The sequence below is a fragment of the Candidatus Villigracilis vicinus genome (genome assembly GCF_016702885.1).
In the GTDB taxonomy this organism is placed as follows: Bacteria; Chloroflexota; Anaerolineae; order Anaerolineales; family Villigracilaceae; genus Villigracilis; species Villigracilis vicinus.
Genome location: NZ_JADJDD010000001.1, coordinates 356,443 through 380,258, shown reverse-complemented (window position 1 = coordinate 380,258; position 23,816 = coordinate 356,443). Strand labels below are relative to the sequence as shown.

The 23,816-nt window shown below is 48.1% G+C and carries 20 protein-coding genes; 14 read left to right on the top strand and 6 right to left on the bottom strand.

The window, feature by feature from the left end:
* Positions 1-11 precede the first annotated feature (11 nt).
* The 13 genes from IPG80_RS01880 to IPG80_RS01820 all read left to right on the top strand — a co-directional run bounded on the left by IPG80_RS01880 (position 12) and on the right by IPG80_RS01820 (position 18,163).
* Positions 12-1,217, top strand: a complete 1,206-nt coding sequence (locus tag IPG80_RS01880; protein ID WP_345102054.1) for a sugar ABC transporter permease — start codon at positions 12-14, stop codon at positions 1,215-1,217.
* Between the two features lie 81 nt (positions 1,218-1,298).
* On the top strand, positions 1,299-2,465 hold the full coding sequence (locus IPG80_RS01875; protein ID WP_345102052.1) for an MFS transporter: 1,167 nt from the start codon (positions 1,299-1,301) through the stop codon (positions 2,463-2,465).
* Positions 2,449-3,432, top strand: a complete 984-nt coding sequence (locus IPG80_RS01870) for a Gfo/Idh/MocA family oxidoreductase (protein ID WP_345102050.1) — start codon at positions 2,449-2,451, stop codon at positions 3,430-3,432. The genes IPG80_RS01875 and IPG80_RS01870 overlap by 17 nt, the downstream gene beginning before the upstream one ends.
* Before the next feature lie 105 nt (positions 3,433-3,537).
* Positions 3,538-4,638 carry a sn-glycerol-3-phosphate ABC transporter ATP-binding protein UgpC gene (gene ugpC / locus IPG80_RS01865; protein WP_345102048.1) on the top strand — a complete coding sequence of 367 codons (1,101 nt, stop codon included), beginning with the start codon at positions 3,538-3,540 and terminating at the stop codon, positions 4,636-4,638.
* Positions 4,639-4,741: 103 nt separating this feature from the next.
* A complete protein-coding gene (locus IPG80_RS01860) occupies positions 4,742-6,037 on the top strand; it encodes an extracellular solute-binding protein (protein ID WP_345102046.1) in 1,296 nt (431 codons plus the stop codon).
* 131 nt (positions 6,038-6,168) lie between these two features.
* Entirely contained in the window at positions 6,169-7,671 is a 1,503-nt protein-coding gene (locus IPG80_RS01855) for a sugar ABC transporter permease (RefSeq protein ID WP_345102044.1), read from the top strand.
* A 12-nt stretch (positions 7,672-7,683) separates the two neighbouring features.
* A complete protein-coding gene (locus IPG80_RS01850) occupies positions 7,684-8,586 on the top strand; it encodes a sugar ABC transporter permease (RefSeq protein ID WP_345102042.1) in 903 nt (300 codons plus the stop codon).
* Positions 8,587-8,799: 213 nt separating this feature from the next.
* A complete protein-coding gene (locus IPG80_RS01845) occupies positions 8,800-10,302 on the top strand; it encodes an alpha-amylase family glycosyl hydrolase (protein WP_345102040.1) in 1,503 nt (500 codons plus the stop codon).
* Positions 10,303-10,332: 30 nt separating this feature from the next.
* Complete coding sequence (locus IPG80_RS01840; RefSeq protein ID WP_345102038.1) at positions 10,333-11,637, top strand: alpha-amylase family glycosyl hydrolase; 1,305 nt, start codon at positions 10,333-10,335, stop codon at positions 11,635-11,637.
* 166 nt (positions 11,638-11,803) lie between these two features.
* Positions 11,804-13,267: a glycoside hydrolase family 13 protein gene (locus tag IPG80_RS01835; RefSeq protein ID WP_345102036.1), complete on the top strand. Its 1,464-nt coding sequence runs from the start codon at positions 11,804-11,806 to the stop codon at positions 13,265-13,267.
* 51 nt (positions 13,268-13,318) lie between these two features.
* Positions 13,319-14,128, top strand: a complete 810-nt coding sequence (locus tag IPG80_RS01830; RefSeq protein WP_345102034.1) for a hypothetical protein — start codon at positions 13,319-13,321, stop codon at positions 14,126-14,128.
* A 280-nt stretch (positions 14,129-14,408) separates the two neighbouring features.
* A complete protein-coding gene (locus IPG80_RS01825) occupies positions 14,409-17,255 on the top strand; it encodes a hypothetical protein (RefSeq protein ID WP_345102032.1) in 2,847 nt (948 codons plus the stop codon).
* The gene (locus IPG80_RS01820) at positions 17,213-18,163 is read left to right on the top strand and encodes a hypothetical protein (protein WP_345102030.1); all 951 of its coding nucleotides are present in this window, start codon (positions 17,213-17,215) and stop codon (positions 18,161-18,163) included. The genes IPG80_RS01825 and IPG80_RS01820 overlap by 43 nt, the downstream gene beginning before the upstream one ends.
* 120 nt (positions 18,164-18,283) lie before the next feature.
* Here the strand turns inward: IPG80_RS01820 and IPG80_RS01815 are convergent, their stop codons facing one another.
* The 6 genes from IPG80_RS01815 to IPG80_RS01790 form a co-directional block, all read right to left on the bottom strand.
* Entirely contained in the window at positions 18,284-19,066 is a 783-nt protein-coding gene (locus tag IPG80_RS01815) for an NAD-dependent deacylase (RefSeq protein ID WP_345102028.1), read from the bottom strand.
* On the bottom strand, positions 19,021-19,701 hold the full coding sequence (locus IPG80_RS01810) for a hypothetical protein (protein ID WP_345102026.1): 681 nt from the start codon (positions 19,699-19,701) through the stop codon (positions 19,021-19,023). Before IPG80_RS01810 ends, IPG80_RS01815 begins: the two co-directional genes overlap by 46 nt.
* Complete coding sequence (locus IPG80_RS01805; RefSeq protein ID WP_345102024.1) at positions 19,698-20,420, bottom strand: hypothetical protein; 723 nt, start codon at positions 20,418-20,420, stop codon at positions 19,698-19,700. Before IPG80_RS01805 ends, IPG80_RS01810 begins: the two co-directional genes overlap by 4 nt.
* An 87-nt stretch (positions 20,421-20,507) precedes the next feature.
* A complete protein-coding gene (locus IPG80_RS01800) occupies positions 20,508-21,293 on the bottom strand; it encodes an ABC-2 family transporter protein (protein WP_345102022.1) in 786 nt (261 codons plus the stop codon).
* Between the two features lies 1 nt (position 21,294).
* Positions 21,295-22,098, bottom strand: a complete 804-nt coding sequence (locus tag IPG80_RS01795) for an ABC-2 family transporter protein (protein WP_345102020.1) — start codon at positions 22,096-22,098, stop codon at positions 21,295-21,297.
* Positions 22,098-23,081, bottom strand: coding sequence for an ATP-binding cassette domain-containing protein (locus IPG80_RS01790; protein WP_345102018.1), 984 nt, complete (start codon positions 23,079-23,081; stop codon positions 22,098-22,100). Before IPG80_RS01790 ends, IPG80_RS01795 begins: the two co-directional genes overlap by 1 nt.
* A 152-nt stretch (positions 23,082-23,233) precedes the next feature.
* Here IPG80_RS01790 and IPG80_RS01785 point away from each other — a divergent pair, with 152 nt between their 5' ends.
* On the top strand, positions 23,234-23,737 hold the full coding sequence (locus IPG80_RS01785; RefSeq protein WP_345102016.1) for a DinB family protein: 504 nt from the start codon (positions 23,234-23,236) through the stop codon (positions 23,735-23,737).
* The last annotated feature ends 79 nt before the right edge of the window (positions 23,738-23,816 follow it).

The window sequence follows — 23,816 nt, the reverse complement described above, 5'->3', positions numbered from 1 at the left end:
AATATAAGAATATGAATTTCTTCAGTACTGCACGAAAACTTCTGCAGCAAAATATCCGTGAATACGGCATGTATATTGCGCTTTTCGTGATCATGATCTACTTCACCATCATGACCGAAGGTACCTTTATTTCATCACGCAACATCGTGAACCTTGTCAATCAGACCGGGTACATCGCTGTACTTGCGGTCGGAATGACCCTCGTCATTATCATTCGTCATATCGACCTTTCCGTAGGCTTCCTAGCCGGTTTCCTGGGTGCCATTGCCGCGATCGCCATGGCAGACCCCAAAGTAGTTGCTGCTGGAATGAGCCTGCCTATATACGTGGTAATCCCCATGACACTTGGGCTTGGCATCATCGCCGGGTTGCTCACAGCTTTCCTTGTAGCGCAAATGAAAATCCCCTCCTTCGTCGCTTCGCTGACAGGGTGGTTGATCTATCGCGGCGCAATTTTGGTTGTCACTGAAAGCACCGGCACGATCATCATCGCCGATGACGCCTTCAATGCCATCGGGAACGGATTTATCCCGGATATTCCAGATATCGGCATTCTTCCCGGGGTTCATAAACTCACATTAATCCTTGGTCTCTTTGCGATCGTCATAATGATCTTTGGTGAATTCAATGAACGCAGAAAGAAACAAGCCTACGACTTCGAAACCCTGCCCATCGAAATGTTCATCATAAAGATTGTTTTTATTTCAGTGATCATTGGAGCCATCACCTGGATCCTGGCTGGCTATCAAGGTCTTTCGTGGACAGCCGTCGTTGTGTTGATCGTCGCCCTTCTCTACCATTTCATCATGTCTCAGACCGTGCTCGGCAGGCACATTTACGCCGTTGGCGGCAACCCTGACGCAGCCGAATTAAGCGGTATCAGTGTAAAGCGACTGATCTACATCGTCTTTGGCTCCATGGGCATGCTCTCGGCTCTATCAGGAATTTTATTCGCCTCCCGCCTTCAATCTGCCACCACCACTGCAGGGAATCTCTTCGAACTGGACGCCATTGCCGCCGCGTATGTTGGCGGTGTTTCAGCCGCAGGCGGCGTCGGAAAAGTCATCGGCTCCATCATCGGAGCCCTGGTCATGACATCCCTTACCAGCGGCATGAACCTGATGGGTATCGGTATTTCGTATCAATACATGGTTCGTGGTGCAGTGCTTGCTGCTGCCGTTATTTTCGACGTCGCCACTCGCAACACGGGTAAATAATCGACCTGCAAGACTAATATTTATTATGAATAGGAAAAACGAAACAGGGTCTGATATCAGACCCTGTTTCGTTTGAACAACATGAAAAAACACCCTCACGTAACAAACCCATTCCTCCTAACCGCCATATGCTTCTTTGCCTTCTTCATTTTTGGCGTCACCGATAATCTCAAAGGCTCCACCCTGCCCGCCCTGATGGCGGAAATGAATATCAACTACGGCACGGGCGGCAATATCTTTTTCGGTGAATACATTGGCTTTCTCATTGCCACTCTCATAGCAGGCATCCTCGCCGACCGCTTTGGACTCAAACTGGTTATCGTACTAGCTGGAATATCGCTGGCGATCGGCGTTAGCGGCTACAGTTCGGCACAAACCGCCTTTTTACTTTCCAGTTCATTATTCATCGTAGGTTTGGGCTTGGGCGCATTCGAACTGGGACCCAACGCCGTTATCGTCAGCCTGTACCATGAGCAAAAAGGGCTATACCTTAACCTTATGTCTGTCATGCACGGACTCGGCTCCATGCTCGCCCCATTGTTCGCGGGGCTATTGATCAACATGGGCACCAGCTGGCGCACGGTATATCGCTGGGACCTGCTGCTGATCTTGATATTCATTCTCGCCAGTGTATTCGTGCGCTTTCCAAAATCAGAAGAAAAAAACGCCCTCAATTTCAGCGGTATTACCAAGATCGCATTCAAACACCAATTACCTTATTTTTATGCAGCGATGCTCTTTTATGTGGCATCCGAGATCGGTCTGGCATCCTGGTTGGTGGTGTATCTACAAGACGAGCGCAATTTAAGTACGGTAACGAGCAACAATTATCTGGCGCTATTTTTTGGGTTACTTATGACAGGAAGGCTGCTTGGAAGTTTCATCGTCAAACGCCTTGGGTATCTTCGTGCAACTCTGATCGTATCCATTCTGGCTGTGTTAAGCATGGCGCTTGGCATCTTTACCAATAGCGTATTCCTGCCGCTCACCGGCTTGTTCTTTTCGATCATCTTCCCCACGCTAACCGCGGCCGCATCAGACGCAACACATGAAAACGTTAACACCATTCTTGGCGTGTTATTTACCTTCTCCGGTTTGGGTGGTGTAGTCGGTCCATGGCTGGTTGCATGGAGCAGTCAATATTTTGGCTTGCAGGTTGGCTTCATTGCCATCCTGCTGCTAACCGTCCTGACATCTGTATTTATTTTCATACTCAACCAAAGGAGTACGTATGAATCAAATTCTTAACTGGGGATTGCTCTCCACTGCGAAGATCAACCGAGCTTTGATCAAACCCCTGCGCGCATCCAAACGGACCCGGTTACTGGGTGTCGCTTCGCGAAGCCGTTCCGCCGCCGATGCCTACGCCAGTGAATGGGACATTCCGCGCGCATACGAAAGTTACGAAGCCATGCTCGCCGACCCTGAGATCGATGTGGTTTACAACCCATTACCCAATCACCTGCATGCAGAGTGGACGGTCAAAGCGCTGCGAGCCGGCAAACATGTCCTATGCGAGAAACCGCTTGCTCTCACCCTCGCCGAAGTGGACGCAATGATCTCCGCCTCAAACGAAACGGGCAAGATCGTGGCGGAAGCCTTTATGTATATACACCATGCCCAAACCTTAAAGGTAAAAGAGTTAGTGGATGGTGGAATAATAGGTAGACTGCAACTCATCAAAAGTGCTTTTACATTCACTCTTACACGCGAAGGGAATTACCGCTTTATCAAGGAATATGGTGGCGGCAGCTTATGGGATGTAGGGTGTTACCCCATCTCGTTTGCGCGAATGCTTGTCGGGGCAGAACCGGCTGAAGTGTTTGGCTGGCAGGTTTCGGGTCCGGGTGGAAGCGATGATTCTTTCTACGGGCAGCTTCACTTTGCCAATAATGTCTATGCGCAGTTTGATTGCGGGTTCAGTTCCCCTTTCCGCTCGTACATGGAAATTATTGGCACGGAAGGTATCATCAATATCCCCGCCCCTTTCAAGCCGGGATTAAAAAACGAGATTTACATCACAAAAGAGGGCGAACAGAAAACCTTAAAAATAAAGGGGCAGGAACTCTATCTTGGCGAAGTTGAAGATCTTTGCGACGCTATTCAGGTTGGTAAAACTCCGCGGGTTTCACTTACTGATAGCCGCGGCACCATTGCAACGATTTTGAAGTTATACGAGTCTGCGCAATATGGAAAACCCCTCACAATTCGATAGACTTTGTTTAACCCCGCAACTAAATCGAGGGCAAAAATCATAGGGCAAAAGCCTCCACCTGATTATAATAAAGCCACTATATTCTTTCAGATTGGAGGCAATACCATGTCAAGTGTAACGTACAACAATGTAATCAAAAGCTTCGGTGACGTCAGCGTCATCAAGCAACTCAACTTCAAAGTTGAGGATAAGGAATTTCTCGTTCTCGTAGGACCATCCGGGTGCGGTAAAACAACCGCTCTGCGTATGTTGGCAGGATTGGAAGAGATCACCGCAGGTGACATCATGATCGGCGATCGTGTAGTGAACGATGTTGCTCCGAAGGATCGCGACATTGCCATGGTATTCCAATCATATGCGTTGTATCCGCACATGTCGGTGTACGACAACATGGCGTTTGGATTGAAACTTCGCAAGACGCCAAAAGATGAAATCAAGAAACGCGTGAACGAAGCGGCGGAAATTCTCGACATCACCCACCTCCTTGACCGCAAACCCCGCCAGCTTTCTGGTGGTCAGCGCCAGCGTGTGGCGGTTGGGCGTGCCATCGTCCGTGAACCGAAGGTCTTCCTCTTCGACGAACCGCTTTCCAACCTTGATGCAAAATTACGCGTGCAGATGCGTGCCGAGATCAGCAAGTTGCACCAGCGCCTGCAAACCACATTTATTTACGTAACCCATGACCAGACCGAAGCCATGACCATGGCTTCTCGTATTGCGGTAATGAACAAGGGCATTCTCCAGCAATTGGACACCCCGCAGGCGTTGTACGACCGCCCTTCCAATCTGTTCGTTGCCGGGTTCATCGGTTCCCCCTCCATGAACTTCTTCCCCGCAAAGATTTCCGTCAACGGCGGCAAGGTGACCGTTGATATGGAAAACTTCAAAGTCCAGGTGCCGGACGCGCTTGCCGCACCGTACAAGAACATGGATGGCAAGAAGGTTGTTTTCGGCATCCGCCCGGAAAATATCCACGATCCTGAATTTGCCCCCGTGAATATTCATGGCGAAAAAGTTTCAGCCAAGGTAGACGTGACTGAACTGATGGGCAATGAAACATTCCTTTATCTCGTCAGCGGCAAGAACACCTTTATTGCTCGTGTGGATCCGCGCTCGCAAAAACGTGTTGGCGATGAAGTGCAGGTGATTTTTGATATGGACAAACTCCACATCTTCGATGTGGAAACTGAAGAGGCAGTTCGATAATTACATCAAAGGAGGTGGTTGCCACGCTGTAAATGCTCAGTTGCGTACGTCCTAATGGAAAATTTCTAAACGATTTCTAAAATATTTCAAGGAGAATTAGAGAATGAAAAAGCACTTGCTCGTGTTACTGAGCTTACTGGTGGTCGCCTCCATGGCTCTCGCTGCCTGTGGCGCCCCCGCTGAAGAAGTCCCCGCCACCGAAGCTGCTGCAACTGAAGCCGCCACCGAAGTTGCAACTGAAGCCCCCGCCGAACCCGTTACCATTACTTTCTGGGAACAGGAAGGCGAAGAAGTGGATGTCTTTATCGATCAGTTGATCGCCGACTTCCAGGCTGCGAACCCGAATATCACCGTTGAGCGCACTCACTATGAGAATGAAGCTCTTCGTGACCAGTTCCAGACCGCTTCCTTGGCTGAAGCTGCCCCGGATGTTGTTCGAGTACCTAGCGATTTCGCCGGTCCTTTCAGCACCCTCCAGATCGTTGCCCCAGTCGATCAACTCTTCGATCAGGCTTTTATTGAACAGTCCTTTGAAGGCGCTCTCGAAAACAGCAAAGTTGCCGGTACTTATTGGGGTATCCCCGATGGCTATGGCAACCACCTGATGTTGATTTACAACAAGTCCTTGATCGCTGAGCCCCCCGCCACCTTCGAAGACCTCATTGCCACCGCCAAAGAACTCACCACCGGTGATGTTCAGGGCTTCGCCTACAACCTCAATGAACCCTATTGGGGCGCTGGCTTCTACGGTTCATTTGGTGGCTGGCCTCTTGATGCCGAAGATAAACCTCAGTTCAACAACCAGGCATTCATTGACTACCTGACCTTCGTTGCCGCGCTCAAGACCGACGGCGTTGTCCCTCAGGAATGTGATTATGCCTGCGCAGACGCCATGATGAAGGAAGGCAAAGCTGCCATGATCATCAATGGTGACTGGTCCCTCGGCGAATACCAGACCGCTCTCGGTGAAAACTTCGGCGTTGCCCCCGTCCCCAGCATCAACGGCAATGCTTATACCGAAATGACCGGTAACAAGGCGTTCATGTTCTCAACCGCCGTGCTTGACGATGCTGCCAAGAAGGATGCTGTTGTCAAGTTCGTGACCTTCATGACCTCGGCAGAAGTGCAGAAGCGCTGGTTGGATGAATTCAAGCGCCTGCCCTCCAACAAGGAAGTTGCCAACGATCCCGCGATCTCCAGCGACCCGATCCTGGTTGCCTCCATGGCTGCTCTTTCGAACGGACGCGGTCAGCCTGCCGCCCCCCAGATGCGCTGCGCATGGGATGCCTGGCGCCCGAACCTCGAAGGTGTAATGGCTGGAACACTTACTCCTGAAGATGCCGCCGCCGCCGCTCAAGAAGCTGCTGACGCCTGCGTTGCCACCCTTGGCACCAACTAATTTGATCCAAGCTTGAACAAAAAGATGGGGAGCGGCAACGCTCCCCATCTTTGTATAAAACCCTACTTTCTAATTGCTAAGATATCGGGTATGTATTTTTTCACCTGCGAATGAGGGACCCAGAGGCTAACATGGAAAACGAAAATTTCTTAAAACGAAACCTCCCAACTATCCTATGGATAGCAGCTTTTGCATCAATATATTATGTTTTTTCTTCGTTGATCTCGCCATTTTCCGATGGGATTACCCTAAACACTACCATTATCCTAGACCGGCTGAAGGAAATAGGGAGTTTTCTGTTCGGCATTTTGGGCGGTCTTGCAATCATCGAAATTTATTTTTACCAGATCTTTTTCAGCGAACCTGTAAATCGAACGACAGCAATTATCACACGTACGATTCAAGCAGCTATGGGTTTTCTAACCCTGATTGTCATTCTTTATTTTTTCAACCTCACCGACCTTATCAAACTTGGAGATGGGTCTGTAAGCAAGTTTATTAGCGGACCCTTTGAGTGGTTAAGCAACCTGCAAAAATCGCTGATCGAAGCAAAAGTTGCGACTAAAGATTCGGCAGGCATGATCGCCGGGATTATTGCCGGGCTCGGATTTCTAGTTCTGTTCGGTGTGATCCAGCTCACCAGCAAGCCGCGAAACAGCCGTGTTGGACTCGCTTATCTGCTTATTCTCCCGGCATTGATTGGCGTCCTCTTTTTGATCGTGTACCCGTTTCTTTTTGAGATCAAACTTGCGTTTTCAAATGCATCACTTGGTACGCAGGCAACAAAAAATGCAGAATATGGTCTTATATATGGCTGGGAAAACTTAAAAACGCTCTTTACCGGACCTGTGGCAAAAGACGCGAAGTTTTTCGAGGTTTTTTGGCGCACAATTTTGTGGACCGGGATCAATGTGACCTTTCATGTTCTAGGCGGAATGGGGCTGGCCATATTACTCAATCGCCCACTCAAGTTCAAAGGCATCTACCGCACTTTACTGGTCATCCCCTGGGCTATGCCTGCCACGATCGCCGCAATGGCTCTGCGAAATGAATTTGACAATCAATACGGATTGTTCAACATTCTATTAGGAAATCTCAACACATGGCTGACGGCAGTTAGTCTCAATACTGAAAATATTATAGGTATCGGAAATACCTTTGCATGGCTGGCAGCGACCATTGGACCTGTCAGTTGGAAACAGGATCCATTTTGGGCATTTGTTTCCATCCTTATCGCGAATATCTGGCTTGGCATCCCTTTCATGTCCGTCATCATTCTCGGCGGCTTGCAAAGTATTTCGCAGGAATATTATGAAGCAGCCGAAATTGATGGCGCCACACGCTGGCAGCAATTTAGGAACATTACCCTGCCGCTTTTGCGCCCAGTGCTCACCCCGGCCATTATCCTAGGTGTGGTTTGGACCTTCAATAAGTTCGATATCATTTATCTGATCACGCAGGGAGGACCTCAGGAAAAAACGGATATTCTCGTATCCTCCATGTATAAGGCGGCGTTCCAGTTTTATAGATACGGTTTCACCGCCATGTTCGCACTTGTCATTTTCGCCATCTTGTTCGCTTTCACCCTTTTCTATCTCAGGGTCAGTGACGGACTTAAGTCCGCATCAGAATAAGGAGCAACCATCATGTCACCAAATCCCATTATTCGCTTCTATCGTTGGTTTTTCTTCCGCTCCCGCGGCGACAGCCCATTTAAAACTTTGATGATCCATGCCGCATTGATCGCTTCTTGCGTCATCGCTGTCTACCCTGCTTTGCGCGTTATCACCATATCCCTGCGCCCTGACGATTCGTTGCTTACGACTGACCTACGAATTGTTCCTGAAAATGCCACCCTGGATAATTACAAGGAAGTCCTTTTCGGAGCGCCGGAGAAAAACCGACAATCTGATTTCTTTCTGTGGATATGGAATTCTTTTTCAGTGGTTGCTGTCACTTCGATCATCAGCGTTATCCTTGCCGCGATCAGTGCCTACGCCTTTTCCCGCTTCAGGTTTCCCGGTCGCTCGGCTGGGTTGATATTCTTATTAACCACACAAATGATCCCGGCAGGCATGTTGCTGCTCCCTTTATTTATCATGATCGCCAAGTTGAAAATGATCAACACTTCACTGGGGCTCATAATTGCCTATGCAGTAACATCGGTCCCTCTCACGATCTGGACCCTCAAAGGGTACTATGACACGATCCCAGTCGACCTGGAAGAGGCTGCGCTGATTGACGGCGCAAGTCGCTTTACTGTTTTCACAAACATTATCCTACCGCTTTCCACCCCCGCCCTCGCGATCGCATTTCTCTTCTCCTTCATGGGCGGTTGGAGTGAGTATCTTGTTGCCCGTGTTGTTTTACAGAAGAACGAAATCTACACCTGGCCGCTTGGTATTTTTACTTTTGCACAGCAATTCACTGTCTCGTGGGGGCAGTTTGCAGCAGCATCTGTTCTGATCGCAATACCGGTCATGGCACTGTTCCTGTACTCCTCAAAGTGGTTGATCTCTGGATTAACGCTTGGAAGCGTAAAGGGATAAAGCAATTCGCACCCAATATTGGGCGGTCTTTTGACCGCCCTTTTTATACCCCGAGTCTTTGAATGTATCAAAAATTAATCAAATTATTTCTAACCATATCGATAATAATTGGATGCGTTCCCGCCTCTTCCTCAGCGGAAACGCATCCGGCGCCAACGATCACCACATCCTCCCAGGCTGGTACTGCCAACTGGTTGGGCAACACAGTTTTTTATGAAATCTTTGTGCGTTCCTTCTACGACTCCGGACGGGAATGGAGTCGGAGACTTCAACGGAATCACAGCGAAACTCGATTATCTCAACGATGGTGATCCGCAAACAAAGACCGATTTAGGCATTACCGGCATCTGGCTTATGCCCATCTTCCCCTCCCCTTCCTATCACGGATATGATGTCACAGATTATTATGGCGTCAATCCACAATACGGGACTATGGACGACTTCAAACACCTTGTAGAAGAGGCTCACAAACGAGGCATCCATATAGTCATCGATATGGTGCTTAACCACACCTCCGACCAACACCCATGGTTCAAAGAAGCAAAAAAAGATATTAATTCGCCCTACAGGGATTGGTACATTTGGAGTGAAACGAACCCGGGTTACAAAGGTCCCTGGAGCCAGGATGTCTGGCACCCATCGCTCACAGGGTATTACTACGGTATTTTTGAAGCCTTCATGCCTGACCTAAATTACACCAACCCGGAAGTCACTGCAGAAATACAAAAAATATATTCTTTCTGGCTCAATGATGTTGGCATAGACGGATTTCGGCTGGATGCAGCAAAACATTTGATCGAAGAAAATGCAATCCAACAAAACACCAATGCAACACATGAGTGGTATCAAAATATGTATCCTGCTTACAAAGAGATGAAGCCAGACTCTATGACCGTTGGCGAGCTATTTGGAGACAACATATCGGTAGCGTCTCGTTATGTGATCAAAAAGGAATTCGACCTCGTCTTCAATTTTCAACTTTCCAGCACGATCCTTCAGGCGGCGCAAACAGGGCGAGGTAAGAATGTCACTCGGGTACTCGAAACCAGTAATGCATTTTTACCCGAATATCAATACGCGCCTTTCCTAACCAATCATGATCAAAACCGGGTGATGAGTCAATTGCAAAACGACGTCCATAAAGCAAGGATCGCCGCTGCCATGATGTTGACCGCACCCGGTACGCCGTTTATTTATTACGGTGAAGAGATCGGCATGACAGGCGCAAAACCCGATGAAAACATCCGCCGTCCTCTGCAGTGGAGCAGCGATACAAATGCCGGTTTTACAACCGGACAGCCGTGGAGAACACCAGACTCTAACTTCAAAGAGGTCAATGTTGCCGGTCAAATAAACGACCCGGACTCTCTTCTTTCACTGTATCGCGATTTGGTACAACTTCGGGGAGCCCACTCTTCTTTGAGAACCGGTGATTATATTGTTCTAGATTGTAACAATCCGGCAGTTTATGCGGTGTTGCGTCACGATGACAGCGAAACCACCCTGGTGCTCATCAATCTGGACGATACTCCAATATCTGACTATATCCTTTCAGGTAAAGGGATTGAAATGGCAGATCTCGCTTACAGCGCATCTGCATTATACGGGGATGCGCAGGTACAAGGTCCGGTTGTGAAGCGTGGCGGGTTTGAGGATTATCACCCCGTCGATGTTTTGTCTCCATATTCCATTCATATTATAAAGCTCGAGCCTTAATTAAAAAATCCTAGACAACAAAGGTTTCTCATGAAAAACAGCCATCAGTTAATTCCTTCCGTCAAATTGATCCACCCTGAGTGGAGCAAGAATGCAACGATCTACCAGATCAATACACGGCAATTCACGCAAGAGGGTACGTTTCAGGCTGCTGAAAAGCATTTACCGCGTTTGAAAGAACTGGGTGTTGATATCCTTTGGCTCATGCCTATTCATGAGATTGGAAAAAAGAATCGCAAAGGTTCATTGGGCAGCCCGTATGCGGTGAAAGATTACTATAGTGTAAATTCAGAATTTGGCACGTTGGAAGACTTAAAACAATTTATTCGAGCGGCACATCAGCTGGATATGCGTGTGATCCTGGATTGGGTAGCCAATCATACTGCCTGGGACAACCTGCTTGTGGAAGAGCATCCTGAGTGGTATCACCGTGATTGGAAGGGTGAATTTCACCCTTCTCCCTGGCGTGATTGGGATGACATTATTGACCTGGATTATCAGCAGCCAGCGTTGCGCGAATATATGATTGATGCACTGAAATATTGGGTGCGTGATGTGGATGTTGACGGGTATCGTTGCGATGTGGCAGGATTTTTACCGACCGATTTTTGGAATCAGGCACGCCGCGAATTGGACGCCATCAAGCCGGTTTTTATGCTGGCTGAATGGGAATCGCGCGACCTGCACGTAGAAGCCTTCGATATGACGTACGGCTGGAGTTGGTACGACACCATGCACGCCATCGCCATGGGAAGAGCCAATCTAGATCCGCTTTTCACATACTATTCCCATAACGAGAAAGAATACCCTGCCGACGTAATGCGCATGTTGTTCGTAACCAACCATGATAAAAATTCATGGGAGGGAACCATGCATGAGGCGTTTGGCGATGCCCTCGAAGCGGTTATCGCCTTATCATTCACCAGTGAAGGGATGCCCATGATGTATAACGGACAGGAAGCAGGGGAACCCCGGCGGCTCGCCTTCTTTGAAAAAGACCCGATCACCTGGACAGAGCACCCCATTGGCTCGTTGTATAAAAAACTCCTGGCGATGCGCAAAAAGAACACCTCGCTTTGGAATGCAAAATGGGGCGCACGGATGATTCAGGTGATGAATTCTGCGCCAACCCAAGTCTTAAGCTTCGTGCGCCAGAACAGTTCAGATAAGGTGTTTGCTGTCTTTAATTTTTCAGCGAAAGCACAGAGCGTTACATTTAAGGACATGTTATTTCACGGCAACTATGTTGATTTCATAAGCGACAAGAATGTCCTAATGAACGAGACGAGTCATCTGGACCTCGCGCCCTGGGAATATCATATCTTTATCAAATAATCTTTCAGTACTGTGGCAGGGCAGTTTTCACTGAAACACAATAAATTACGAGTACATTTTGCCGATATAATTGCAGTTCGCTTTACGCCCCCCGAACGGATTAAGCGACAATTTTTCAAGATTGGCACGCAAAGTGCATTATCTAATCAAAATCAGAGGAACATACATGACCACACCCGAATGGGTAAAAGACGCTGTCTTTTACCAAATCTTTCCCGATCGTTTTGCTAAGAGCAACGAACTTCCCGATCTTGGCTTCGAAGCCTGGGATAGCGCCCCAACGTACCATGGTTTCAAAGGCGGAGACTTATATGGTGTAATTGAGAAACTAGATTATCTTCAAGATCTTGGAATCAACGCGATCTATTTCAACCCGATCTTTGCATCGGCATCCAATCACAGATATCACACTTATGACTATTATCAAGTGGATCCGCTGTTGGGTGGAAATGAAGCGTTCAAAAAACTATTAAATGCCGCTCACAAGCGCGGCATTCGGGTGGTACTGGACGGCGTATTCAACCATGCATCACGCGGCTTCTGGCAATTCAATCACGTCCTGGAAACCGGTGCAGATTCGCCATACAAAGACTGGTTTCACTTTGATGAAGAGCGCCTGAAAGGGCACAAACATTGGGGAACCTTCCCATCTCACCATGAACAGAAATTACTACAACATGAAGACAGCCTGACCGCCATTGGCTATCGCGCCTGGTGGAACCTGCCTGCCCTGCCAAAATTCAACACCAATACGCGTGCTGTGCGCGAGTTTCTGTTCGATGTGGCTGAATACTGGATCAAGTTCGGCATCGATGGCTGGCGGCTGGACGTCCCCGGCGAGATCGATGACGACGATTTCTGGCGCGAATTCCGCCGCCGGGTGCGAGCCATCAACCCAGATGCGTATATAGTCGGTGAGATCTGGCACGAGGCACAACGCTGGCTGCAAGGCGACCAGTTCGATGCAGTAATGAATTATCTCTTCACCGCCGCCTCATTGAACTTTTTCGCCGGGTCGCATTTAAACATGGATGTCATCCGCCATGCGGGCGGGATCAAGGATCGTGTCCATCCAATGCATGCAAAACAGTTTGCCGATGAAGTAGAACGTATACTTAATTTATATCCAGAAGACATCACCTATTCCCAACTTAACCTTCTGGACAGCCACGATATGCCACGCTTCCTTTCTTGCGCCAGCGGCGATAAAGACTCTCTCAAAATGGCATGGCTATTTCTGATGACCATGCCCGGCGCTCCCTGCATTTACTACGGCGACGAAGTCGGTGTAGACGGCGGGCATGACCCGGATTGCCGCAAGGCGTTTCCCTGGGATGAATCAAAATGGGATAATAACCTGCGCGAAAATGCCAAGGCATGTATTGCTCTACGTAACAGCCAAAAGGCATTGCGTCGCGGCGCATACAAATGTCTGTATGCAGATGATGACACCATGGCGTACGCTCGCACACTCAATGATGAAACGATTGTCGTGGCATTCAACGCGTCCAATACGTCAAAGTCTTTTGAATACCACTTTGAAAAGAACCCTCGAACACTGTATGGAAACCCGGAAATTTCTGGAAACCAGATAACACTTCCACCACGTAGCGGGGTTGCCCTAAAGTAAGAAAATGTAAAAAACAACAGCAGAACGGAATTTGGATAATCCGTTCTGCTATTGAAAATTCGTAACAAGTTTATTATCAAGAAATCAATAGCCGCATACATAGCACATTTCAAATGTGCTCAAAAAATAATCTATTATGCCTGCAAAATGGGAGGACAACTACGACCTGCAATACTAAAAATATTTTCATTTCCCAAAAGCTCAAATCCAGTATCAAAAATAAAAATCTCAGGAGGAATCAATATGAAAACGACCCATTCTAGGTTATGGCTGGCGAACACATCGTTGTTCGTCCTCAGCCTTGCTTGTTCAACATTTGCACCCGAGCCCACAGCCACACCACTTGCCACCATAACCAATACCGCCTTGCCAACCCAAACATCCACACCACGCCCAACAAAAATCCCAAAAACACCAACAGTAACAGCTGTGCCATTTGGAACAGCTGTACTTAACGATGAATATGAAGTTGATATCGTTAAAGTCCGTAAACTCGGAAGCGTATATGCGGATAATAGTCATCAATGGTTTGCGAACGATGGCTACCTTTTCCTGGAATTAGGCGTAAAAGTTACCAACAAACGAGGAACGCCCGTCAGCATCACTTGGAGTGATATCTATACATTTCAAGGAAGGGGGACTAAATACTACCCCAATTGGGGCGGGTACAAAGAGGCAGAAATGGGCGCAAATCTCAATCCAGCCGATATCTCCTTCAAAGAAATAACAGATGGGGATGAAAAAATAAAATATTCTGAGGTTCTATTCTTGCGAGTGATCTGGACCGTTAAAGATAGCAACCCATCAAAAGTGTTTTTCGGCTTTGGCACTTCGCCATTAATTCAAGTGATTGTTGATTAAATTGCTTCAGCTATTGTATGTCTAGGCATCCTGGTGGTTATTTCGTCAGAGGTAATTCAAAAGTAAAAATTCGCACTTGGATTGCTCAAGAAACACTTTCTCAAGCAGGAAATAATAGAAGAAAAGCCAGGTGAAAACGCCTGGCTTTTGATTTTTAACACCAGTACATTTGGGCGTCAAAAATCTATCGATTTTGGCACGTTTTATGCAATAATAAGGCGAAATAAGTCCTGAATTCCTCACAATTACTTTATAGATTGGAAAAAGAAACCTCAACCCTATGGACAGGCACACCGAAACTCGACTCGCTAAAGCCGCATATAGATGGCTTACCGTTTCGCCAATTCTCACTATTAGCACACTACTCCTTATTACTTCTCTTGATTTTGGCAGTGCCATTTGTGAGAATAGCCCACTCATCTGCGACTCTAATGCCCGCACTTATATCGGGATTGCGATCGGTATAATCGTTTCCGCCTGTTGGCATCTCATCCTTCTTCAGTATGTAAATAATCAAGAAAGCGAATTCGTCCGCAGACATGGTGGCAGGGCACTAACTCATGCCGGCATTCGCACAGGCATCGCCTTAATTGGACTCGGGTTGGATTGGTCAACGTCTGCAGATGGTTCTTTTTCTTGCGTTACCGTCATTGCTTTAATGATCGCCTGGGTAATAAATTTTTCCCAATCCAAAAAATGGATCGAAGCAGACTTTGCCCAGGACGACCCAAGTGAGTCCGAACAGCTTGAAAACCAGGAATACACAGACGACGTATCCACCGAAGCCGTCGCGATGGAGAATTCGAATATGAACGAGATCGATCCGCACAAACCCGAAGACATCCTCAATGATCTATTGGAAAAACTACGCAGCATTGATGATGTAAACATCTTCCATGCCATCGCCTCTTTAAAAGAATTAAACTACAGCAGCGAGGCGATTCGCAACCAGCTGGAAACGCTTGCCGCTCGAAGCGACAACGAAGATATTCGCAACGATGCACTGGCTTTACTCAACTTACCGTCAAATCGCGCTGTGCAAAAGCACTTTAGCTCAAGTAAACTGGACCGTGGTTTTCGATTCACCTTGCTGCAAGAGATTGACGAATGGGAAAAGAAGCATCTCATATCGAAGCCCAACGCAGACCTTATTCGCCGCCGCTATGATTTCGACTTCAACCCTGCCCCGACCGAAAAGCCTCAGACTCAGCCAAAATCTGTAACCGCCCAACAAAGCACACCAACACCGCAAGCCCCTGCCTCTCCCCCTGCCCCGGCAGAGCCGCGCCTATCCCTGCTGCAAACACTGACCAGTGAAGCCAGCATTAAGATATACCTCTATCTTGGTGCGTTCTTTGTCATTGCGGCAGCCTCCATTCTGGGTGCCGTTGTACCTGAGCTGCGGCTTCCCATCCTGATCATTGGAACCGTCATTTTTGGCGGGCTCGCCGTTGCCATCAAAAAACGACTTCCTCAACCAAGCTTTGCTCTTTTCATTGTTTTCTCCTTCCTTCTACCCATCACTGCAAACAGCCTTGAAGAAACCCTGCGGCAAGCCTTCAATCTCACAACTGATTTTACAGATGCATACTGGGGCGTCATTTTTGTTTTGATGGCGGTTGTTTGGGTCGGCAGCACCTGGTTGTACGAGTCACGTCTCTTTTCCCTTACCGCACTCGGTTCATTGATCCTTGCCTGTTTCCGCGTCGGTGACTTATTCGAAGCAGAAGCTGCCTACTACACTCTGTTGACAGGTCTAACCACCCTCACTGGTTTGGCAGGAACCTGGCTTCTCAAAAAATGGAAAGACGATAAGTTCGCACTACCCCTTTTTCTTGCATCACAACTTCTTCAAGGTATAACTCTGGCAGTTGCGCTTGGAGTTTTTGGAGTAAACACGTTCGAGCCCTCTAGTAACAATCTGTTAAATCTTGTGACCCTTGCCACATGGATGGTTGGAACGGTTTTCTACCTTTTTTCTGAATTTTTATATCCATTCTTTGCCTTCCCCTGGCTGACAGCCGCAACGTTCATTCCGATGCCCTGGTTGGCAGCGACCGCCTTCGATCTTGAAAGCCTTGGATCTTCCTTGCTGTTATTTAGTTGGGGCAATATCCTGGCAGTAACCAGCGAACCGGTCAACAAGCTGGAAAAAATAAAAAAATATGGGCTGCCCATCTTAATGGCAGCCATGCCAAGCCTTGCACTGGGAATTTTCACCGGTTTCGTCCATGCAACCTGGATGGGGTTGATTGCAGCCCTCGGAGTTGCCATTCTCTTTGCGGTTCTTCACGTCCTGCAAAATCGCTGGTGGCTATGGACATTGGCTCTGATCAATTTTGTTATTGCATATTTCGCCTTCTTCCAATTGGAATTGATTCAGAAGCTTGATATCTTCTTTGGCTACCAACTGGTTGGGATCACCCTCCTGCTCCTCATCCCAGACCTGCTCCTGAAAAAAGACTGGTCTCTCGCCCTTCAATGGCGGTTACCCCTGCGGACTATTGGTGCCGCATTCCTGTTCATAGCAAGCACAGTTCTATTTACTCAAGAAAACAGCGGACATATCGCCATAAACTACTTTGTGCTTGCAGTTTTCGTTGCAACATATGCGCTCGCCTATCGAAATTCATACCTGGCATATCTACCTGCAACCTACCTGGCATTAACCATCGTGTACGCTCTTAATGCTTTTGATATCGATGCCTGGCTTCCAGCTTTAACGTTGTTGGCTTTTATTTACTACGTCATTGGCATCGCGCTTCGCAACCATTACAAATGGGGCGATGTGCTTCGAACCAGCGGAATGGCTCTCGGTACACTCATGTCGTTTGTCGTATTGAGTATGACAAAAGAAACCGGCGGCTGGTACGTTTTGGGCTTGGGCTTGCTGTTCATATCGGAAACCTATTTGCGAGGCAACGGCTGGTTCGAAATAGGAGCACCTGCTCATTTCACCATTGGTATTTATCTCATCCTGCATGACTTCAAAGTTGAGCAAGTCTCTTATCATTTACTGGCTTACTCTCTTATTTGGCTAATATCAGATTTACTTACTCACCTTACGTTTAGAATCCCAGACCCATGCGGGTCATCGTTCGCTTTGTTGGCGGAATTCTTTCGCTGATCAACTTCGCCTTTCTCTTCGTTGAAACAGATATTTGGGTCCCCGTTATTGGATTTGGAATTTACACGCTTCTTTTCCTAACGATCAGTCTGCTCTATCGCCAACCAAACCTGCTTTACACTTTCACTGCTTCTTTGCCGCTTTTCGTTGCATTCCTCTTCCGTGCAGTTAACATCACCCAATGGATCCACCCTGTCATTATTGTGGCAGTCATGTATTACACCCTTGGAACGATTTTTCGGGCAAAAAACCGCGCTACAGGCTGGGATCTATCTCTGCTATACAGCGGTCTTGGTGTAGGTGTCATAGTTTCGATAAGCGCACCCATTCTCGGCGGGTTGGATGCGTCCATTCCCGTGGCGATTGCCGCCACACTCTGGGCAGCCGAGGCATATATGCGCCGAAATGCCTGGTTGGCATTCCCTGCTAACAGTTTGTATCTGCTCGCGTACTTTATCATCCTTTTTGAGTTGAACGTGGATGAGCCGCAATTCTTCTCCATCGGCACTGCTCTCCTTGGGTTGATGCAACATTATTTATTAACACGTGCCAAAAGCACAACCGGCGCCTTCCTGACGGGTATGTTCTCGCAACTCGTCCTGTTGGGTACAACCTATATTCAAATGATTGGCAGGAACGACTTAAGCTACTTCTTCCTGCTCTTTATCCAGTCCCTTGTGGTTTTGGTTTATGGCATTGTCATCCGCTCGCGCAGTCTTACCTTCTTCCCGATCGGATTCGTAGCTCTGGGGGTAGTGACAGTGGTTTATAGCGCGCTGAAAGATATCGGCACCATTTTTGTCATTGGCTGCACAGGCATTCTTCTTCTCATGCTTGGTATAACTGCTGTTTTACTGCGAGAACGCATTTCCAAACTTGGCGAAAAACTAAGTGACTGGCAATCCTAGAAACGAGATCTAAAACAATTCAAAGCGAGTTAAACGTATGTCTGAATCAAATTATCGCACCATGGAACGAATGCTCGCCCATGGTGCGATAATTACTTTACTCCAAACAAAAGAAAATTACTAAACTCCCCAGACTGCCTTTGCCAAATCCGGCAGGATCTCACCGGATTTTCCGTGAAAAGCGAAATCAACCTTGGACGTAAGCGGAGTTGGCTCGGCGTTGATCTCAACGACCACGGAGCCATTGTTTCTAGCTGCATAAGCCAGAGAGGCAGCCGGTTGCACCACACCAGAGGTACCGATCGAAAAGTAAACATGACAGGATCGTGAGGCTTTTACAGCCGCTTCCAGTTCAGCCCGCGGCAGGGCTTCTCCAAACCAGATCACATCCGGTCGTAACATCCCCCCACAAACCACACATAAAGGAACTGATTCCGTATCATCGCCCCAGGTTTCGGTGAAGGTTCCACACTCGGCACAGCGAACGCGCTGAATATTCCCATGAAGCTCAAGTACATTTCGACTCCCCGCAAAACGATGCAATCCATCCACGTTTTGAGTGATGAGTGTAAATGCCGGAATTCGGTTTTCCATCTCGACCAGCGCATAATGCCCGGGGTTGGGGCGCACACCTTTGATAGCTTCACGCCGCCAGGCATACCAATCCCAAACAAGTTTGGGGTCACGAGCGAATGCTTCTGGAGAAGCAAGGTCTTCCGGTTTATATTGAGCCCAAAGCGCATCCTGCGCATCACGGAAGGTACGAAGTCCGCTTTCCTGTGAAACGCCTGCGCCCGTCAAAACGACCACACGGGTTGCAGAAGTTAGGAAGCGAATAAAGTCAACGGGAAATTCCATCAAGGTTTTACTGTAGCTGAAGTTGGTGTTGGTGATGGGACACATTGCAGCATTTTGAGACGCTCTTTAAAGATATCGGTACGCCCAAGTTCTGCTCCAGATTTGGTGGTGGAAACAATTTGATACTCGATCCAGGAAGTATCGAAGTACTTGTCTTCAAGCATTTGAATTGACGACAAGTCATGGATAAATGTACCGGCACCAAGCGGGATCATGTCTATTTTTGTCCATTTGGCAGCACGTGCCGCTTTGAGGCTCTTAAACCGCACGAATAACAACACATATTCAGCCTTGGTGGGGTTATCCACCTGCGCCATGATGCGGACAACTGACGGTTCACAATTCCCTGTTTTGTAGATCTCGGTTAATGATAAAGTAACCGATGAAAAACCTTCCATCTTTACAGGAGGAGGTAGTGTATTTAAAGTGACTACTGGCGGAGGGGCAGTAAAAGTAGCCAAAGGGGTGTCTGTGCCTTGCGGGGTGGCGGTCTTATAACCGATCAAAGTTGGAGTAAGGGTAAAGGTTAGGGTTGGCAAAACCGGCGTCTCCGTAGGAAGAGGCGTGGCTGTATCAGTTTGGGTTGGCGCGGGGGTGGGTGTCTCCGCTGGGGCAAAGGAGCTCAACGAACAAGCCAATGAGAAAAGAGCGAAGAAGAGCAGGGAGGTTATTTTTTTCATGGTTTTTTTGTTTTAGGGGTCGGGGTGGTTTTTGGTTTTGGGGTGGTTACAGGGCAGCCCTTAAGTGGTGTCAGGCAGGGACAAGGGTACATTTCAAATGCTTTTTCAAAGATTTTGGATCGACCGATCTCTTCCCCTTCAATGTTGGTTGCAACAAGTTGAAAATATACCCACGAACGTAAATAATGATCGTGCCCATCAAGCTCACTTCCGATGATCTTGTGGGTAAACTCACCTTGACCACGATCCAGCATAACATTGCCATTCGTCCAGGGGGTGTAATCTTCATCTTTGATATCTTTTACACGCGTAAAGATCAGAACACTAAAGACTTCTTCAGGGTCTTCCACTCTGGCTGTAATGCTTACGAAGTTTGGGGTGCAGCCGCCCCAGTAGATCTTCTTTGGCGAATACGTTATAGATAAAAACCCCGCACCAGGGCTTGAAGAAGTAGGCGTACGAAATGGCGTAATGGTCTTGCCATCCACATAGATCACGAACGGTGTAAACGTAGGCTGGTTCAGATCCTGGGTCGAAATACGCACGATCGTAGCGGAGGGACGCGGAGTTGGCGTAAACGTGTTCGTCGGCGTATCGATCGGGGTGAGAGTGACGGTCCGTGTGGGAGTCGGCTCTGGCGTTTCTGCAGCAGGAAGACAAGCCGAAAGAATAAGGCACAAAACCACGAACGTGAACCATGCGCGTATTGAAGGCATCATCCCGCTATAATACTATGAAATCCATTCCTGTGATTTTCGATTATGAAATTAATAGAAGCTTATTCCTGAACGCATTAATAAAAAGGCTTATGCGGAAGCACCAGAGTAATTCCGCAGCCCAATTACCCAGACCGTTCTTGCCAAAGCGAACAACAGCATGGTCAAAGCAAGCGCTCCCAGCCAGGTTTGAAGGGTCAGCCGCCCAGTGAGCGCTTCGGCAGGAACAGTAACTGCGAAAGCCACGGGGACGAGAAAGGTCAAGCCATAGCGCAACCAGTTGGGGTAAATATCCACGGGCCAGCGCCCGGCAGCATACAATCCGGTGAAAAGGTCGGCAATCTCATTGATGCGCACGAACCAAAAAGCGGTGGAGGTGATGATAAGCCAGAAACAATACAGCATTACAGCACCCATGATCAATGCGGTAACAAATCCTAGCAGTGTCCAGATATTTACTGGCAGGCTTAATTGCACCAGCGCAACAATTATCACGATCATACCTGTAACCACATCCACCAATTGCCATAAGCGAAATTCGCGCACACTGACGAACAATTGCGCGTCGGCGGGCTTGGTCAAGGCGAAATCAAGCGTCCCTTCCTGAATGTCTTCCATCAACCGCTCCATATTCGGTTGGATCGCCGCCCGGATCACTCCCCCCATCATGACAAAAATTCCCATTACCGCAAGCAACTCCGGCTTACTCCACCCGCCCAATTCAGAAGTCTGTGTAAAGATGAGTCCAAGTCCAATGAGTCCGGTTGCAAGAGCAATAAAAGTCTGCAAGACCTGAATAAACAGATTGGCGCGATATTGAAATTCATTCATGATCTCAATTCGCAGGTAATTGAATGCGATCCGCAAGCCGCGCATATCAACCTCCTACCGCGGAAAAGCGGTGAATCCCAGCTTTCCACATGATATTAACGGCACCCAATCCCAGCACAACCCATAGCAATTGCATTCCCAGCCCGCCAAATAACTCATTGACAGACATGGAGCCGACCAGGGTTTCGATCGGGAAACCAAATGTCCAACGGAAGGGAAAATACCAGGCTAGTTTCTGTACCCATTCCGGCATGAGCGAGAGCGGCACCAACCGCCCGGAAAGGATCAACTCGGCGGCAAAATATAGCTCATACAAAGCGCTAACTCGTGTGGTCCAAAACGTAATCATACCCAACAGTGACAAGGTCATAGTGCGAATTAAATAAGCCAGCCAGATCGCCACAAAGAAAACCACACACTCCAGCAAAGTGGGATGCAGGTCGGGTTTGAAGATGAACGAAAGGATAACGGCAAGCGGCAGCCACAGTAAAATTTCGATCACTTTTGCACCAGCAAAATAGGCAACATCCTCGTGTAACGGGTGGATCGGTCGCAGCAGATTTATGACCAGCCTGCCATTGCGGATCCGGCGCTCCCAACCGTAAGGTGTGTAAACCAGATTCATGTTGCGAACCAATGTCCAGACGATGTAATACGCGGCAAAAGCGCCGGGAGTATAACCGCCGACACTACCGCCTTGCTGCCGCGCCACCGTGGACCATACCACCATGTAAATAACAGGCTCGGCGATCATGCCAATGATGAAAAAATAATTGGCGATTGGGTATTGAAGCTGTATCAACACCGCATTCCTTATCTTTGCAATATAAAATTCAAAGTATCTCTTCATTACCCCTCTTCTGATTTTGTTGCAAAGACAGATTCTATGACATCTTCAATAGGTGCAGCTTCAACCGTCAAGTCATCTACAGACAGGTCGTTTAGCAAGCGGGTTGTGACGGCAGATGTTTTTTCTCTGGGCACCCGCATCACCACCCGCGCGCCATCGGTAGAAATAACCTCACCATACTCGCTCAGGTCAATCGTGTGATCTTCAAGAGTAAACCCTACCGTTTTAAAAGCGGAAAATTTTTCAACAAGCGCAGAAAGTTCACCGTCGAACAATAATTGACCGTGATGGATGACAATAACACGCTTACACAAAGCCTCCACATCTGCCATGTAATGACTGGTCAACAGAACTGTCGCACCATAACGCTGGTTATATTCAGCAATGAAAGAACGGATGCGTTTTTGCATGACCACATCCAAACCAAGAGTGGGTTCATCCAGAAAGAGGACTTTGGGTTTATGCAGCAGTGCCCCCACGATCTCCATTTTCATCCTTTCACCCAATGAGAGGTTCCGGATGGGCTTTTGCATGAGGTCCTTCAGGTCGAGCAATTCAACGAACTCATCCTTGGTGCGCTGGAACTCTGACATGGGAAGGCTGTACACAGCGCGATGAAGATCGAACGAATCAACTGCAGGCAGGTCCCAGGCAAGTTGATTGCGATTTCCCATCACCAATGTGATCTGACGCAAAAAATCATGGTCGCGCCGAGAAGGCTCATACCCAAGCACTGAAGCCTTGCCTGCGGTCGGGTAAAGAAGCCCGCTAAGCATTTTGAGTGTAGTGGTTTTACCAGCTCCGTTCGGACCGAGAAAACCGACCACTTCGCCGGGTTGGATATCAAAGGAAATTCCATCCACGGCTTTGACGGTCTTAAAAGTTCGGTTGAACAATCCTTTCACTGCGGCTTTTAAGCCCGCATCACGCTCGGGGACCTGATAATGTTTGGAAAGACCAGCAATCGAAACAACTGAAGGCATATAGTTTCTCCGTGTCAAAATAATTGAAAATTCTTTTTACCTACCAGTAAAATCACAACCCACCCATAAGAATATTGAAAAAAAGTGTATCATACTAAAAAACGAGCTGCAAGTTGATATCTCTGCGAACGCAGAATTTCTACAAGGAGTCCATGAATAAATTGGAAATTGAGGCTGAATTGGATGAAACACATCGCCGCTTTATTGCGCTGGTTGAATCCATTCCTGAGGTAAATTACCCACTCCCAACAGATAACCCGGTATGGACAGTGGGCGATATCCTTTTTCACATTACACTGGGTCCACGGGCAATTGCCCTGGAAGTGTGGATGATCGTCCACGCGCGCGGATTATTTGGGGTTATTATGCGGCATTTCCCCTCCCGTCTGTTTAACTCGGTCAACGCCTGGTTCGGGCGCGGGCGGAATCAACGAGTCAGCCGTCAGGGTTTGCTCAAGGCATATGGGAAGGCGCATACAGCCATAAAGTCCGGGTTGAGGCGGACGCGGGAGGAGGATCTGGGTAAATCGGTGGTGTATCCGTCCGATTTTGTGTCAGATCTGGCTGGCGAGGTCACACCGGAGCGTCTTTTTCGGTATGTAAAAGGGCATTTTGAGGCTCATGAGGGGCAATTACGGCGGGATTTTCTGGTATAATTTTCGCCCGTGACTGGTCCTGCCCTGTGGTTTATCGCTACGGACATGGAGACCTGCATAGTCTATTAGAAAGGAGACG